The following is a 14405-nucleotide window of genomic DNA, read 5'->3' as shown; positions in this document are numbered from 1 at the left end:
CACCTTCGCGTTCCCGCGCGAAGCGGTCAACTCTCAGAAAGGCAGCTGCGAGCGCAGCCGGTCCAGCCAGCGCTCGACGGTGTCCTCCGCGTGGTCCCGGTCGTTGACCTGCCGGGCGGCGTCCGCACTGGCGCGGACGTGCTCCCCGATCGTCGACGCGTACTGCGGCAGCGCGTAGACGTCCTGCCAGTACCCGGCGCGCATCTCGACCGTCGCGACCTCCTGGTACCCCGCGGTCGCCGCGGCGAAGTCGAAGCCGTAGCGCTTGCCGACCGGGTCCGGGCCGTTCGCCGTCACGACGATCACCGTCGGCCGCGCCTGCATGACGACCTGAGTCGGGTCGGCGCCGCGGGCGATCGCGGCGTCGTTGAGGCCGATGTAGTCGATCGACCGCCAGCCGCTGTAGTACGGGATCGCGCCCGCGTCGGTGACGGCGAGGCTGCGGGCCGGCGCCGGGACGTCGGCCTCGGCCAGCCCCTTGCCGATCGCGATGTGCGCGCGCTGCAGGTCGGGCCCGTAGTTGGCGATCACGCCGAGGTCGGGCGCGGTCGCGCCGGCGACGGCCGACCAGCCGACGGCCACCAGCCCGAGCAGCGCGCCGAGCACGCGCGGCGCCAGTGTCCCGGCGGCGAGCCCGGCACCCAGGCACAGCACGGGAATCGCGTGGTCGGCGAAGCGGTCGAGGTAGTCCATGGTCGGACCGGAAACGGCGTAGGTGACGTACGTGACCGCGACGGTCACCACCAGCAGCACGCCCATCGCCCGCGTCGCCTTGCGGAACACGAGCGACAGCGTCAGCAGCAGGAGCGGGAGGAGCAGCAGCGTCGTGTGCTTCGTCCACACCCAGCCGGAGTCGAGGTTGCCGAACTTGACGTAGAAGGTGTTCGGCAGCAGCTGGCCGTAGTACTGCCAGCGCCACACGAAGTACCCGGCGCCGACGACGACCGCCGCGCCGCTCCACCACCAGCGCGCCGGCCCCCGCGTGCGCGAGAACCAGAGCAGGAACACCGGCAACGCGGCCAGCACGCCTTCCGGCCGCAGCATGCCGAGCAGGAGCAGCAGCACCGGCGGCTCCCAGACGCGCACCCGCTCGCCGTTCAGCACGCGCAGCCCGAGCACGACGACCCGCAGCAGCACCGCGGCGAACGCGGCCGTCTCCAGGCCCGCGGTGATGTGGAAGTAGGTCGGCAGGAACACGACGTACGCGCCCGCGCCGACCAGGACACCGGTGAGCCCGGCGCGCTTGTGGCCCTCGCGGATCAGCAGGTACAGCGTCCCCAGCCCGAGCAGCAGCGACGTCACCTTGGTGAACAGCGGCAGCGCGACACCCAGCACCGCGCCGAGGCCGGACCAGACCACCCAGGCGAAGTTGGTGAAGCCTTCGACGCGCGGCCCGTCGACGTTCCACACCGGCCCGTGGCCGTCGGCGAGGTTCGCCGAGTAGCGGAAGCTGATGAACGCGTCGTCGATCGTGAAGAACCAGGCCGCCCAGGCACCGACGAGAAACACCGCGAGCAGCACCACCGACACGACGACCAGCGGCGCGCGGCGGGCGGAACGGACCGGGGCAGGCTGGCCGGACTCGACGTCCGCCTGGATCGCCGTCATGGAATCCCCTCGGGTGGCTGTGCCGACCCGACACTCTAACCGGGGTGGCTCAGCCCAGGGGACGCCCGGTGCGCAGCCGCCGGCGCAGGTCCCAGAGGCACCGGCCACCTCTCCGGACGCACCTGCAGCGTGGCCCGCCACTTTCGCCGAGAAAGATGCGCTTTCGGCCCCGGAGGCGGAGCTTTCCCCGAGAAAGATGCAACGCTTTACATGGAACACACATGGCTGTCGGGGCGGACGCCCCTTCGGTACGCGGCGCGCGCCTGTTGACGTCATGTCAAGAGCGGTAGGCGGCCCGGGCGAACGCGATCAGCGCCCGCGCGGCCGGGCTCAGCGGGCCGTCGGTCCGCCACGCCAGCGCCAGCGCGCCCCGCAGCCCCGGCCCCTCGATCTCGACCACCCGCAGCTCCGCCTGGTGGTACCGGGCCAGCGACTCCGGCACGACGGCGACACCCAGGCCCCGCATCGCCAGCTGCACCAGCACGTTCGGGTCGGCCGCCTCGAACGCGATCCGCGGGGTCAGCCCCGCCCGCGCGAACGCGGTGTCCAACGCCGTCCGCAGGCCCGTTCCCTTCGGCAGCGCCATCAGCGGCCGGCCCGCGAGATCGGGGATCGAGACCGCCGTCCGGTCGGCGAGCGGGCCGCCGGGCGCCGTCACGGCCAGGAACGGCTCGTCGAGCAGCACCTGCGTCGCGATGCCGGCCGGCGGATCGGTGGCCAGGCCGACGACGGCCAGGTCCAGCCGTCCTTCGAGCAGCCCCGCCAGCATCGTGTCGGAGTTGGCTTCCGACAGCGTGATCTCGACCGCCGGGTACCGCTCGTGGAAGCCGGCCAGCAGGTCCGGCAGCCCGACCGGGCCCGCCGACGTCACCGCGCCGATCGCGACCTGACCGCGGACCAGCCCGGCCAGCTCGTCGACGGCTTCGCGCACCCCCTGCACCGCCGCGAGCGCGGCCCGGGCGTGCGGCAGGGCCGCGGCGCCGACGTCGGTGAGCCGGACCGCGCGGCCCGACCGGTCCAGCAGCTCCTGCCCCAGCTCGCGCTCCAGCCGCCGGACCTGCGCGCTCACCCCGGGCTGCGCGACGTGCAGCCGTTCCGCCGCGCGCGTGAAGTTGCCTTCCTCGGCGACGGCGACGAAGTACGCGAGCTGATGCAGTTCCATAAGCGTTGATTCTAGTCTGTATAAAAACCAGATCTTGGACTTCTGATCGAAACCGCCCGAAGCTGGACGCAGACGAAAGGAGCCACCATGGACGTCACCCCGCTCACCGGCGAGATCTTCCAGCCCGGCCAGGACGGTTACGACGAGGAGGTCGCGGGCTTCCAGCTCGCCGTCCCCAGCCGGCCCGCGGTGGTGGTCGGCGCCACCACGACCGAGAACGTCGTCACCGCCGTCCGGTTCGCCACCGCGCACGGGCTGCCGGTCGCGGTGCAGGCCACCGGGCACGGCCGGACCACCGCCACCGACGGCGGGCTGCTGATCAGCACCCGCCGGCTGACCGGCGTCGAGGTCGACGCCGAGGCCCGGACCGCGCGCGTCGAGGCCGGGGTCCGCTGGGGCGCGGTGCTCGAAGCCGCCGGGGCGCACGGGCTGGCGCCGCTCAGCGGCTCGTCACCGGACGTCGGTGTGATCGGGTACACGCTCAGCGGCGGCTTCGGGCTGATGGCCCGCCGGTACGGCCGCGCCGCCGACCACGTCCGCGCCCTCGACGTCGTCACCGCCGACGGTGAGCTCCGGCGCGCCGAGCCGGGGTCCGACCTGTTCTGGGCGCTGCGCGGCGGGCGCGACAGCTTCGGCGTCGTCACGGCGATCGAGTTCGACCTGGTCCCGGTCACCGGCCTCTACGGCGGCAGCCTCACGTTCGACACCGCCGACCTCGCCACGGCGCTGCGGGCCTGGCGCACGTGGTCGGCGGCCGCGCCCGACACGCTGACGACGTCCCTCGCCATGATCGAGTACCCCGACCTGCCGGTGCTGCCGGAACCGCTGCGTGGCAAGCACATCGCGCAGATCCGGATCGCCTACCTCGGCGAGGACGGCGACGACCTGGTCGCGCCGCTGCGGGCCGCCGCGCCCACCCTGATGGACACGCTGAAGCCGATGCCGTTCACCGAGTCCGGCTCGATCGCGGCCGAGCCGCGGCAGCCGCACGGGTACCAGGGCGGCAACGCGACGGTGTCGCAGCTCAACGACGCCATGCTCGACGCCGTCCTCGAGCACGCGGGCCCCGGCGCGCCCGTGCCGACCGTCCTGATCATCGACCGCCTGGGCGGCGCGCTCACCCGGCCGCCGGAAACGCCGGGCGTCGGCTGGGACCGCGAAGCCGAGTTCGTCGTCCGGACGCTGTCGGTCGTCGGCGACGACGACGTGCCGTCGATCCGGCGCGCGCACGCAAAGCTGTTCGACGCGCTGGCGCCGTGGACGACCGGGCGGCTGCTGCCGTTCGTGTACGGCGAGCACGCGCCGGCGGAGGTCGCCGAGAGCGTCCACCCGGCCGCCGACCTCCGGAAGCTGCGGGAGCTCAAGCGCAGTGAAGACGCCGGCGGCGCCTTCCGCCCGGTCGGCTGAGCACCCGGTGACCGTCGGCAAAGGACCGGTAAACCAGGCCATATACTCGCCCCGACGATCACACTGACGGGGGAACCGCCTTGCGCACGATGAGCCACGAGGACTACCTCGGCAGCCGCAGGTTCCCGGGGCTCGACGGCCTGCGCGCGATCGCGGCGACCATGGTCATCTTCTACCACTTCGGCGGTCCGAACTGGACCTTCCTGTCGGGCTGGGTCGGCGTTTACATCTTCTTCGTGCTGTCCGGGTTCCTGATCACGACGCTGCTGCTGCGTGAGCAGGACCGGACCGGCCGGATCTCGCTGTCCAACTTCTACATCCGGCGGGTGTTCCGGATCCTGCCGCCGTACCTGGTGATCCTCGGCGGGATCGTGGCGTTCGTGCTGCTGCGCGCCGAGTTCCTTTCGCGCGACTTCCCGCAGGCGCTGAAGTACTACCTGACGTTCCTGAACGAGTTCCTGCCCAAGGTGACCACCGGCGAGGACAACTTCTTCAGCGGCTCGTGGACGCTGGGCATCGAGGAGAAGTTCTACCTCGTCTGGCCGTTCCTGCTGGTCGCGATCGGGATCGGCGCGGCGAAGCGCAAGTTCCTGCTGGTCGGGTCCGCGATGGTGATCCTGCTGGCCCTGGTCCCGCTGACCACCGGCGGCTGGACGCTCGACGGCTCGAAGACCGCGATCTACCGGTCCACGATCCACTACTTCATCCTCGCGGGCGGCTGCTTGCTGGCGATCCTGCTGCACTACCGCCGCGGCTACGCGGTCCTCAAGCCGTTGACGCACCCCCTGGCGGCGATCCCGATCGTGGCGGCGTTCGCCCTGATGACTGCGAACCTCGACCGGCTCTGGACCGAGACGGACCAGAACCTGTTCCTGCTCGTCGGGTACGCGGTGCTGACGATGCTGCTGCTGATCGTGCTGGTCAGCCCGGGCCCGCTGCGCTGGCTGCTGGGCACGGCGCCGATGCGGTTCGTCGGCGAGCGGTCGTACTCGCTGTACCTGCTGCAGGGGCCGGTGCACTTCGTCGTCGTGCAGGCGGTGCCCGGGCTCGCGGAGCACCGGACGGTGTCGGGGCTGACGGTGTTCCTCGTCGGGTTGGCGATCGCGGACCTGATCCACCGGTGGGTGGAGAAGCCGCTGATCGGCGTCGGGAAGCGGATCATCACGCGGAAGGAAGCCCGGAGGGAGTCTCGGGAGGCTGTGGCTCCGCCGGCTGAGACGCGCGCGGAGCCCGCTCCTGTGGCGTCGTCGGCGTCTTAGCGCTCCGGACCGGGCCTGCGGTTCTCCCCTTCCGCGGTCCGGTCTCCGGACTCCGCGCTGTCCCGGCCGGACCGACCTCGACCGCCAAGCCGCCGCCCGGTCTTCCCGTTCGCGGACCGGGCCACCGCCGCTCCGCTACGATTTCGCCGCGATGCTGCCAGCCACCAAGGGGATCTTCGACCGGCTCACCCGGCGCGGGCGCCTGATGACCAAGCGGGCCTGCGACCGGCAGGGCCATGTGGTGCGCAGCGGGCGCTTCCTCTTCCGGACCCCGACCGCCTGGGAGTACGCCGCCGCCGTGGCGTGTGGGAGTGATCCGGCCGCTCAGCGGTGGCTCGGGTGGCAGCAGGACTCCATCGTCGCGCGGGGGGCGCGGGCCGATGCCATGCGGGTGGTGCCCGGGACCGGCCCGGACTGGGTTTCCCCGGATCCGCAGTCGCTCGACCTGGTCATGATCGACGTCGAGGCCAACCGGTGCGTCGGCCTGGTGAGCGTCCACACCGGGGAGGACGGCGGCCCCGAGACCGGCGGCTACCTCGCGCCGGACTACCGCGGGCGCGGTAACGGCCGGGTGCTCTTCGCGGCCGGGCTCGTCCTGGCCCACGAGCACCTCGGCCTGCCGCGCGTGCGCGCCGGCGCCGAGGTCGGGAACATCGCGAGCGCGCGGTCGCTGCAGGCCGCCGGGCTCGCCCGCGTAGCCGGGCCGCCGACCTACCGGCTGCCCGACGGCCGCGTCACCGCGGCGTGGTGGTTCCAGCACGACGTCCCGCGGCCGGACCAGTGCGGCGGCCCGCAGGCGACGTGGTTCCCGCCGCCGCGGCTGCTCTGAAACTTCGGCCACCGCCGACGTTTCCGGTGGCTACCTTCACGCCATGACTTCGCTGGCCGCCCCGGTTCCGCCCGTTCCCGCCGACGGTCCCGAAAGGAGCGTCGCCTGGCTGCGCGCGTCCGTCGCCCGCTTCAGCAACGGCTCCGATCACACCCGGCGGCGCGCCCTCGCCGTCGGGCTGCTGGCCCGCGTCGATCCGGAAGTGTTGCGGCGCAAGGCTTCTAAGGCAGGCGGTGACAATCACCGCCTGGTCGTCGTCGGCGTGCTGGCGGGAGAGCTGGGCCTGCCGGTGGTGGCCTCGGACGTCGTGGCGGTCGCGGCCGCCTACCACCCGCACGTGACGCCGTCCGCCGAAGCGGAAGCCGCGGTGGGGCGGCTGGTCACGGCGTGCGGCGGGACCGCCGACGAGCTCGTGGCCGCGCGGATCTGCCTGCTGGTCCAGGCCTGTGAGGCCACCGCCGGGCTGATCGGCGCCGCGGTTCCGTTGGTGCTGGCGGGAAAGCCGCCCGAGGAGGCGGTTGCGGACGTGCTGCGCGAGGACCCGCCGGTGGCGCAGACGCGCCGCCGGATCAACGGCGAGGACGTCTCGGTTCCGTTGACCGGCAGGCCGTTCGGCGAAGGGCCGCGCGAATGTCCGGGGCCGGCGCACGCCTTCGCGATCGCGACCGGCGTGCTCGAAGCGCTGCGGGTGACCCGCGCCACGACCGGCGGGGGCCTCTGCTAAGACTTACCGCGTTCACTTCTGGGGAAGGTGCGGTAGTTGCTGTACATGGATGGCCTGCTGGGCTTCGTCACGCTCGGGTTGTGGATCTTCTGTCTCGTCGACGTGATCACGACCGACGAGTCGTCCTGCCGCAACCTCCCGAAGCTGCTGTGGCTGCTGCTCGTGCTGGTGGTGCCGCTGGTCGGGTCGATCGTATGGCTGGTCGCGGGCCGGCCGCAGCACACGACGCGGGCCCGCGGGGCGTACGAGCGCAACGCGCCCGCGTACCCGGAGTACGACCGCCCGGGCCGGTTCGCGGCGACGAGCGCGGACGACGACGAGGAGTTCCTCCGCAAGTGCCGTGAACGCGCGGAGGCGCAGCGCAAGCTGGCCCGCGAAAAGCCCGCCGAGGACTGAGCTAGCAGCCGGGGCCCTCGCAGGTGCCGCGCTCGTAGGCCTCCAGCGTCGAGATCACCAGCTGCCGCTCGGCCGGGCTCAACGGCGCCAGCGCGTCACTCCAGGCCTTCGCGCCCCGGGCCAGCCAGGCGTCGACCGCCGGGCGGCGGTCCGGGGTGATGCTGACGATGGTGCGGCGGCGGTCGGCCGGGTCCTCGTCGCGGTTCAGCACCCCCTGGCGGCTGAGGTCGCCGACCATCAGGCTCGCCGTCGTCGGCGCCACCTGGAGGCGGGTGGCCAGCTCGGTGACCGTCATCGGGCCGTCGAAGAGCAGGTACGACAGCAGCGACAGGTGCCGAGGCGCCAGCGTGCAGCCGTTCAGCTCGTCGGGGACCGGGGTGCGCTTCGCCCGGCCGACCAGGCGTGGCATCAGGAGCAGCAGCTGACGCACGCCGTCCTCGACACTCGGCCCGGCTTCCGTTGACATGACGCTCGTCCCGTCGGTAGCTTTGTTTGCAAAGCAAACGCTTCGACCGCTCCCGAGCCTACCTCGGGGCACCGATCGAGCGTACCGGCTGGAAACAGGGGTTGAGATGACATCCGAGGTCCCGAGCCTGAACGACGTTCGCGAGATGAACAAGGGCGTCACCGAGGAGTTCCGCGCGAACAAGGGCGTGGTCGGCGGCATGTTCGCGGGCAAGAACGTGCTCCTGCTCACGACCACCGGCGCCAAGAGCGGTGAGGCGCGCCTTTCGCCGCTGGTCTACACCCGTGACGGCGACCGCCTCGTGATCGCGGCGTCCATGGGCGGCGCGCCGAAGAACCCGGCGTGGTTCCACAACCTGGTGGCGAACCCGAAGGTCACGGTCGAGGTCGGCGAAGAGACCTTCGAGGCGACGGCCACGGTGATCGAGGACCGCGCCGAGCGCGACCGCCTGTACGCGGGGATGATCGCCCACGCCGAGGGCTTTGCGGACTACGAGAAGAAGACCACGCGGATCATCCCGATCGTGGTCCTGGAGCGCTAGGACGGTTGCCGGGGCTCGGCGCGGAACTGTCGGCGGCCGAGCACCGGCACCATCCCGGCTCTGATCTCGGCAGAGCCGGGGCTCCGGCGGCCCGCGTGGGTCTCATCCGCAAGTTCCTCATGATCGGCACGGCCGGGCTCGTGCGCGGCAGCAGCAAGAAGCAGCGTGTCGCCAAGAAGTCGCTTCGCGAGCTGCAGGCCCAGACCCGGCTCCAGCGCCAGGCTCTCGCTCAACAGGCTCAGGCGCCCGCCGCTCAGCCTCCGGCGCCCGCCGGGCCGCCCGCCGGCTGGTACCCCTCACCGCAGCAGCCGAGCGCGACGCAGTGGTGGGACGGATCGCGGTGGACCGAGCACATCAAGCCGGTCGACTAGCAGGCACCTCGACCAGCTGAAACGCCCCCTGCACAACCGCGCGCCCAAAACGTGCTCTTCCCCGGGGCGGCCCAGCCGTTATTGTGGCCCGATGACGGTCGTACCCGAGGCGACCGACCTGGACGGCTCCGGCCGTGCGGCGCAGCCTCGTCAGCTCATCGTGACGGTGTACGGCCTCTACTCGCGCACCGAAGGCGGCTGGCTCTCCGTCGCCTCGCTCATCGACCTGCTGGCCGCCGTCGGGGTGGACGAGCCCGCCGTGCGGTCCTCCATCTCCCGGCTGAAGCGGCGCGGCATCCTCGAAGCCGTGCGCCGGGACGCCACCGCCGGGTACGAGCTGTCCGACGAAGCCCGCGAGATCCTGCGTGAGGGCGACGAGCGCATCTTCCGCCGCGAGCGCGCGACTCCCGCCGACGGCTGGCTGCTCGCCGTCTTCTCCGTGCCCGAGACCGAGCGGCACAAGCGGCACCTGCTGCGCACCCAGCTCGCGCGGATGGGCTTCGGCACCGCCGCCTCCGGCGTCTGGATCGCGCCGGCCCACCTCCACGACGTCGCCGCCGAAGCCCTGACCCGGCTCGGCCTCGCCGGGTACGCCGACCTCTTCCGCGCCGACCACCTGGCCTTCGGTGACGTCGCCGCGAAGGTCCGGGACTGGTGGGACCTCGAGCGGCTCGACGAGCTCTACACGACCTTCCTCGACGAGCACGGCCCGGCGCTACGCCGCTGGCAGCGCCGCAAGTCCGTCGCCGAAGACGAGGCCTTCGCCGACTACGTCCGGGTGCTCACCGGCTGGCGGCGGATGCCCTACCTCGACCCCGGCCTGCCCGCGGAGTTCCTGCCGGCCGGCTGGTCGGGGATCCGCGCGGCCGAGCTGTTCTTCGAGCTGCACTCCCGGCTCGAGACCCCGGCGCGCGCGTACGTCGCGAAGTCGATCAACGTGGGCTGACGACCGCGAAGCCCTGCACCTCGACCAGGGCCTCGTCGTCCCACAGCCGCGAGACGCCGATGCCGGCCATCGCCGGGTACTCCGTGCCCGCGAGCCGCCGCCAGACCGCGCCGATCTCGCGCGCGTGCGTCCGGTAGTCAGGCATGTCGACGATGTAGATCGTCACGCTGCAGAGGTCTTCGGGCGAACCGCCGGCCGCGCGCAGCGACGTCAGCAGGTTGCCGAGCGCGCGTTCGAACTGCTCCACCACGCCGTCGCCGGCGATCTTGTTCGACGCGTCCAGCGCGGTCTGCCCGGCGAGGAAGACGACCCGCCCCTCCGCCACCACCGCGTGCGAGAACCCGGACGGCTTGCCGAGTTCGGGCGGGTTGATGCGTTCCATGCCCGACACCGTAACCCATCTTTCGCCTCATTGACGGTCGTACCGCCGACGACATACCCTGGGCGGCGTGCGAATCGGTGTGATCGGCGGCGGCCCGGCGGGCCTGTACTTCGCCGCGCTGGCGAAACAGCTCGGTCCCGGGCACGACATCACCGTCTGGGAGCGCAACGCCCCGGACGACACGTTCGGCTTCGGGGTCGTCTTCTCCGACGAGACGCTCGGCGGCATCGAGCACGCCGACGCGGCCGTGCACGAGGCCATGCGCGCCGAGTTCGCGCGCTGGGACGACATCGACGTCCACTACCGCGGCACGGTCACCACCTCGGGCGGCCACGGCTTCGCCGCGATGAGCCGCAAACGTTTGCTCGGCATCCTGCAGCACCGCTGCGCCGAGCTGGGCGTGGCGCTGCGCTTCCGCGAGGAGGCGCCCACCGACCTGTCCGGTTACGACCTGGTCATCGCCGCCGACGGGGTCAACTCCGCGGTGCGCGCGCGGCACGCCGAGCACTTCCGGCCGAGCGTCGAGACGCGCCGGTGCCGCTACATCTGGCTCGGCACGGACCTCGTGTTCGAGGCCTTCAAGTTCTACGTCCTCGAGACGCCGGCCGGGATCATGCAGATCCACGGCTACCCCTACGGCCGCGACGGCAGCACGTTCATCCTCGAGGTGCAGGAGGACGTCTGGCAGCGGACGTTCGGGCCCATCGCGGCCACGAACCTCAAGCCGGGCGAGAGCGACGAGAAGTCGATCGCATTGATCCGCGAGCTGTGCGCCGACGTCCTCGACGGCCACGGCGTCATGGCCAACAACTCGAAGTGGGTCTCGTTCGGCACCGTGCGCTGCGAGAGCTGGGTGCACGACAACGTCGTCCTCCTCGGCGACGCGGCGCACACCGCGCACTTCTCGATCGGCTCCGGCACGAAGCTGGCGATGGAGGACGCGCTCGCGCTGGCCGCCTGCCTGCACGAACACGAAGGCGTCGCGGAGGCGCTCAAGGCCTACGAGCTGGAACGGCGCCCGGTCGTCACGTCGACGCAGCGTGCCGCGCAGGCGAGCCTGGAGTGGTTCGAGAACATCGCGCAGTACGCCCACCAGGAGCCGCCGCAGTTCGCGTTCAACATCCTCACGCGCAGCCGCCGCGTCACCTACGACAACCTCCGCCTGCGTGACCCGGAGTTCGCCACCGAGCTCGACCACTGGTTCGCGCGGTCGCTCGGGACGACGTCGCGGCCGCCGATGTTCCAGCCGTTCAAGCTCGGTGAGCTCGAGCTGGCCAACCGGATCATCGTGTCCCCGATGGACATGTACTCCGCGGTCGACGGTGTGCCGGGCGACTTCCACCTCGTGCACCTGGGCAGCAAAGCGCTCGGCGGCGCCGGGCTGGTGATGACCGAGATGGTCTGCGTCTCCCCGGAAGGCCGGATCACGCCGGGCTGTGGCGGGTTGTACACCGCCGAACAAGAGGCGGCCTGGAAGCGCATCGTGGACTTCGTGCACACGCAGTCACCTGCGCGCATCGGTGTCCAGCTGGGACACTCCGGCCGCAAGGGCTCGACCAAGCTCATGTGGGACGGCATCGACGAGCCGCTTCCGGACGGCAACTGGGAGATCAGCGCGCCTTCGGCGCTGGCCTACTCCGACCGGAACCAGGTCCCGCGTGAACTGTCCACAACGGACATGGCCGGGATCAGGGACGAGTTCGTCGCCTGCGCGGAGGCCGCCGCGCGTGCCGGGTTCGACGTCCTCGAACTGCACTGCGCACACGGCTACCTGCTGTCGTCTTTCCTTTCCCCGCTGACGAACCAGCGTCGTGACGAGTACGGCGGCTCGCTCGACAACCGGCTGCGGTTCCCGCTCGAGGTCTTCGACGCGGTCCGCGCGGTGTGGCCGGCCGGGCGGCCGATGACCGTCCGGATCTCGGCGACCGACTGGGCCGAGGGCGGCATCACCGCCGACGACGCCGTCGAGATCGCCCGGGCCTTCGCCGAGCACGGCGCGGCCGGCATCGACGTCTCGACCGGGCAGGTCGTCTGCGACGAGAAACCGCAGTACGGCCGCAGCTACCAGACGCCCTACGCCGACCGGATCCGCAACGAGATCGGGCAGGAGTACGGCATCGCGGTGATCGCGGTCGGCGCGATCTCTTCCTACGACGACGTGAACGCGCTGATCCTCGCCGGGCGCGCGGACCTCTGCGCACTGGGCCGCACGCACCTCTACGATCCACAGTGGACGTTGCACGCGGCGGCCGAGCAGGGGTATCCGATGCCGTGGCCGAAGCCGTTCGCCGCCGGCAGCCGCAAGCCGCAGACCGGCCGGAGCGACGGCCCGGAGCCGCGGCTCGACCTCGTCCGGTCCGGGCCCACCGGCACCGCCCATGCCCGCTGGCGACCGGGAGCCTCGTCATGACCGCGTTCTCGTTGACACCGGATCAGCAGGAGTTCGCCGGTGAGGTCCGGCGGCTGGGCGAGGAGCAGTTGCGCCCGCTCGCCGAGTCCGGTGTGGAGGGTGCGGTCAACCGCCCGTTGCTCAAGGCGATGGGCGCGCTCGGCCTGCTCGCGCGGCTCTTCCCCGGGGTCGCCGACGGAAAGCCGTCACGCCAGGCGGCTGCGACGGATCTCTGCATCCTGCGGGAGACCCTCGCCACGGTAAGCACCGAAGCCGAGACGGCGTTGGCGTTGCAGGGCCTGGGAAGCTACCCGGTCCTGCAGTCCGGACAGGACGCTCAGGTCGACAGGTGGCTGCCCGCCGTCGCGGCCGGGGACGCCGTCGCCGCGTTCGCCCTGACCGAGCCGGACGCCGGTTCGGACGCGGCCGCGCTGTCGCTCGCCGCGGAGCCCGACGGCGACGGCTGGCGGCTCACCGGCGAGAAGATGTGGATCTCCAACGCACCCGAGGCCGACTTCTACACGGTGTTCGCGCGCACGGCCGAAGGCCTGGGTTCCCGCGGGGTCAGCGCGTTTGTCGTCCCCGGCGACCGGCCCGGGCTGAGCGGTGAACACCTCGACCTGGTCAGCCCGCACCCGATCGGCACGGTGACGTTCGACGGTGTCGAGGTCCGGCGCGAGGAGCTGCTGGGTGAGGAAAACCGCGGCTTCGCGGTGGCGATGCGGACCCTCGACCTCTTCCGGCCGAGCGTCGGTGCGTTCGCCGTCGGGATGGCGCAGGCCGCGCTCGACGCCACTGTGGACCACACGGGCGAGCGGGAAGCCTTTGGTGGCCCACTGATCAAGCAGCAGGCGGTGGCGCACGCGCTCGCCGAGATGGCGACCCGGACGGAAGCCGCGCGGTTACTCGTGTACGCCGCCGCGGCCGCCTACGACGCGGGTGAGCCGAACCTCGGCGGCCGCGCGGCGATGGCGAAGCTGTTCGCCACCGAAGCCGCGCAGTTCGTCGTCGACTCCGCGGTGCAGCTGCACGGCGCGCGAGCCCTGCGGCGAGGGCACCTCCTCGAGCACCTCTACCGCGAGGTCCGCGCACCGCGCATCTACGAAGGCGCGTCGGAGATCCAGCGGACGATCATCGCGCGATGGCTGGCTTCGGCTTCCGGTCGAGCCACCACTGGCTGAGCAGCAGCAGGCTGAGCAGGCTCATCGTGCCCGACAACGTCGACGCGGCCTGGATGAGCGAGGTCTGGTCCGGGTAGAACGGGCCGAGACCCAGGAACGCGAGCGGCGCGTAGACGCGGCTGAGCAACGTGTTCATCGTCATCGCGAAACTGCGGATCATCCACTTCCGGTGGTCGGCGTACCGCCGCTGCCGGATCGCGCGCCAGCCGGCGACCGTGAAGCCGAGCCACAGCAGCGCCGCGAAGACGTTGAAGGCACCGGCGGCCGGGCCGAACGTGCTGAACAGCGCGATGGTCAGCGCCATCAGCGCGGACGGGATGGCGCCGGCGAAGACGTAGATCCGGCCGACCCGGCGGTGCACCACCGGATGGGTGCGCCGCAGCCACGGCCAGACCTGCAGGAGCACGCCGATGATGGCGATGCTGCCGAAGAGGATGTGCCCGACGAGGAACCAGTAGTGCGCGGCGAACCCGGCCGGCGCGGGCACCCGCGACTGCGCGGGATCGAAGGTGAGGTACGGCGGGAGCGAGTACGCGAGGAAAACAGCGACGACCACGGCGAGCGGCGCCAGCCAGGGCCGTCGCCACCACCTTGGTCTCTCCTGGGCGGGCGCAGGTCTGATCTCGGTCCGGACGGTCATGGCTAACCCCCAAGTCGGCTACCCGTCCGACGCTAGGGGCGTGCCCCACCCGGAACCATCCGGCGCACCACCGGCCACGCGGTGGGGCTCGCCCTACCGCCGGA

Annotated in this window: 15 protein-coding genes; 10 read left to right on the top strand and 5 right to left on the bottom strand. The window is 71.8% G+C overall.

Annotated elements, in window-relative coordinates:
• Positions 1–33 precede the first annotated feature (33 nt).
• Both ACZ61C_RS02920 and ACZ61C_RS02915 read right to left on the bottom strand, forming a co-directional pair.
• Positions 34–1608 (bottom strand): hypothetical protein, encoded by a 1575-nt coding sequence (locus tag ACZ61C_RS02920; protein WP_465302147.1) that lies wholly within the window; start codon positions 1606–1608, stop codon positions 34–36.
• A gap of 277 nt (positions 1609–1885) precedes the next feature.
• Positions 1886–2770 carry a LysR family transcriptional regulator gene (locus tag ACZ61C_RS02915; RefSeq protein ID WP_465302145.1) on the bottom strand — a complete coding sequence of 295 codons (885 nt, stop codon included), beginning with the start codon at positions 2768–2770 and terminating at the stop codon, positions 1886–1888.
• A gap of 87 nt (positions 2771–2857) precedes the next feature.
• On the opposite strand from ACZ61C_RS02915, the gene ACZ61C_RS02910 reads away from it, so the two are divergent.
• The 5 genes from ACZ61C_RS02910 (at position 2858) to ACZ61C_RS02890 (ending at position 7385) form a co-directional block, all read left to right on the top strand.
• Complete coding sequence (locus ACZ61C_RS02910; protein WP_465302143.1) at positions 2858–4177, top strand: FAD-binding oxidoreductase; 1320 nt, start codon at positions 2858–2860, stop codon at positions 4175–4177.
• 89 nt (positions 4178–4266) lie between these two features.
• Complete coding sequence (locus ACZ61C_RS02905; protein WP_465302141.1) at positions 4267–5436, top strand: acyltransferase family protein; 1170 nt, start codon at positions 4267–4269, stop codon at positions 5434–5436.
• Positions 5437–5587: 151 nt separating this feature from the next.
• On the top strand, positions 5588–6265 hold the full coding sequence (locus tag ACZ61C_RS02900) for a GNAT family N-acetyltransferase (RefSeq protein WP_465302139.1): 678 nt from the start codon (positions 5588–5590) through the stop codon (positions 6263–6265).
• Between the two features lie 43 nt (positions 6266–6308).
• The gene (locus ACZ61C_RS02895) at positions 6309–6989 is read left to right on the top strand and encodes a cytochrome P450 family protein (protein WP_465302137.1); all 681 of its coding nucleotides are present in this window, start codon (positions 6309–6311) and stop codon (positions 6987–6989) included.
• A gap of 36 nt (positions 6990–7025) precedes the next feature.
• A complete protein-coding gene (locus ACZ61C_RS02890) occupies positions 7026–7385 on the top strand; it encodes a PLDc N-terminal domain-containing protein (RefSeq protein ID WP_465302135.1) in 360 nt (119 codons plus the stop codon).
• Position 7386: 1 nt separating this feature from the next.
• Here the strand turns inward: ACZ61C_RS02890 and ACZ61C_RS02885 are convergent, their stop codons facing one another.
• Positions 7387–7851: a MarR family winged helix-turn-helix transcriptional regulator gene (locus ACZ61C_RS02885; protein WP_465302133.1), complete on the bottom strand. Its 465-nt coding sequence runs from the start codon at positions 7849–7851 to the stop codon at positions 7387–7389.
• Positions 7852–7957: 106 nt separating this feature from the next.
• Here ACZ61C_RS02885 and ACZ61C_RS02880 point away from each other — a divergent pair, with 106 nt between their 5' ends.
• From ACZ61C_RS02880 to ACZ61C_RS02870, 3 genes are all read left to right on the top strand, one after another.
• A complete protein-coding gene (locus ACZ61C_RS02880; protein WP_465302131.1) occupies positions 7958–8392 on the top strand; it encodes a nitroreductase family deazaflavin-dependent oxidoreductase in 435 nt (144 codons plus the stop codon).
• A gap of 95 nt (positions 8393–8487) precedes the next feature.
• Positions 8488–8763: a DUF2510 domain-containing protein gene (locus ACZ61C_RS02875; RefSeq protein WP_465302129.1), complete on the top strand. Its 276-nt coding sequence runs from the start codon at positions 8488–8490 to the stop codon at positions 8761–8763.
• A 91-nt stretch (positions 8764–8854) separates the two neighbouring features.
• Positions 8855–9709: a PaaX family transcriptional regulator gene (locus ACZ61C_RS02870; protein WP_465302127.1), complete on the top strand. Its 855-nt coding sequence runs from the start codon at positions 8855–8857 to the stop codon at positions 9707–9709.
• On the opposite strand, the gene ACZ61C_RS02865 is transcribed toward ACZ61C_RS02870, so the two are convergent.
• Entirely contained in the window at positions 9696–10091 is a 396-nt protein-coding gene (locus ACZ61C_RS02865) for a RidA family protein (RefSeq protein WP_465302125.1), read from the bottom strand. The genes ACZ61C_RS02870 and ACZ61C_RS02865 overlap by 14 nt on opposite strands.
• A gap of 67 nt (positions 10092–10158) precedes the next feature.
• Between ACZ61C_RS02865 and ACZ61C_RS02860 the strand changes: the two genes are divergently transcribed.
• Together ACZ61C_RS02860 and ACZ61C_RS02855 are read left to right on the top strand one after the other, a co-directional pair.
• Entirely contained in the window at positions 10159–12501 is a 2343-nt protein-coding gene (locus tag ACZ61C_RS02860) for a bifunctional salicylyl-CoA 5-hydroxylase/oxidoreductase (protein ID WP_465302123.1), read from the top strand.
• Positions 12498–13661: an acyl-CoA dehydrogenase family protein gene (locus ACZ61C_RS02855; RefSeq protein WP_465302121.1), complete on the top strand. Its 1164-nt coding sequence runs from the start codon at positions 12498–12500 to the stop codon at positions 13659–13661. Before ACZ61C_RS02860 ends, ACZ61C_RS02855 begins: the two co-directional genes overlap by 4 nt.
• On the opposite strand, the gene ACZ61C_RS02850 is transcribed toward ACZ61C_RS02855, so the two are convergent.
• Positions 13612–14301 carry a DUF2306 domain-containing protein gene (locus ACZ61C_RS02850; RefSeq protein WP_465302119.1) on the bottom strand — a complete coding sequence of 230 codons (690 nt, stop codon included), beginning with the start codon at positions 14299–14301 and terminating at the stop codon, positions 13612–13614. The two genes, ACZ61C_RS02855 and ACZ61C_RS02850, sit on opposite strands and share 50 nt — an antisense overlap.
• Between the last annotated feature and the right edge of the window lie 104 nt (positions 14302–14405).

Source organism: Amycolatopsis sp. NPDC104587, from assembly GCF_055583645.1.
This window is presented reverse-complemented; position numbering and strand designations above follow the sequence as displayed.

Excerpts from the sequence above, each read along its gene's own strand:
- ACZ61C_RS02850 (WP_465302119.1), bottom strand. The coding sequence starts at position 14,301 with ATGACCGTCCGGACCGAGATCAGACCTGCGCCCGCCCAGGAGAGACCA.
- ACZ61C_RS02885 (WP_465302133.1), bottom strand. The coding sequence starts at position 7,851 with ATGTCAACGGAAGCCGGGCCGAGTGTCGAGGACGGCGTGCGTCAGCTG.
- ACZ61C_RS02900 (WP_465302139.1), top strand. The coding sequence starts at position 5,588 with ATGCTGCCAGCCACCAAGGGGATCTTCGACCGGCTCACCCGGCGCGGG.
- ACZ61C_RS02920 (WP_465302147.1), bottom strand. The coding sequence starts at position 1,608 with ATGACGGCGATCCAGGCGGACGTCGAGTCCGGCCAGCCTGCCCCGGTC.
- ACZ61C_RS02905 (WP_465302141.1), top strand. The coding sequence starts at position 4,267 with ATGAGCCACGAGGACTACCTCGGCAGCCGCAGGTTCCCGGGGCTCGAC.
- ACZ61C_RS02910 (WP_465302143.1), top strand. The coding sequence starts at position 2,858 with ATGGACGTCACCCCGCTCACCGGCGAGATCTTCCAGCCCGGCCAGGAC.
- ACZ61C_RS02880 (WP_465302131.1), top strand. The coding sequence starts at position 7,958 with ATGACATCCGAGGTCCCGAGCCTGAACGACGTTCGCGAGATGAACAAG.
- ACZ61C_RS02870 (WP_465302127.1), top strand. The coding sequence starts at position 8,855 with ATGACGGTCGTACCCGAGGCGACCGACCTGGACGGCTCCGGCCGTGCG.
- ACZ61C_RS02895 (WP_465302137.1), top strand. The coding sequence starts at position 6,309 with ATGACTTCGCTGGCCGCCCCGGTTCCGCCCGTTCCCGCCGACGGTCCC.
- ACZ61C_RS02915 (WP_465302145.1), bottom strand. The coding sequence starts at position 2,770 with ATGGAACTGCATCAGCTCGCGTACTTCGTCGCCGTCGCCGAGGAAGGC.
- ACZ61C_RS02855 (WP_465302121.1), top strand. The coding sequence starts at position 12,498 with ATGACCGCGTTCTCGTTGACACCGGATCAGCAGGAGTTCGCCGGTGAG.
- ACZ61C_RS02865 (WP_465302125.1), bottom strand. The coding sequence starts at position 10,091 with ATGGAACGCATCAACCCGCCCGAACTCGGCAAGCCGTCCGGGTTCTCG.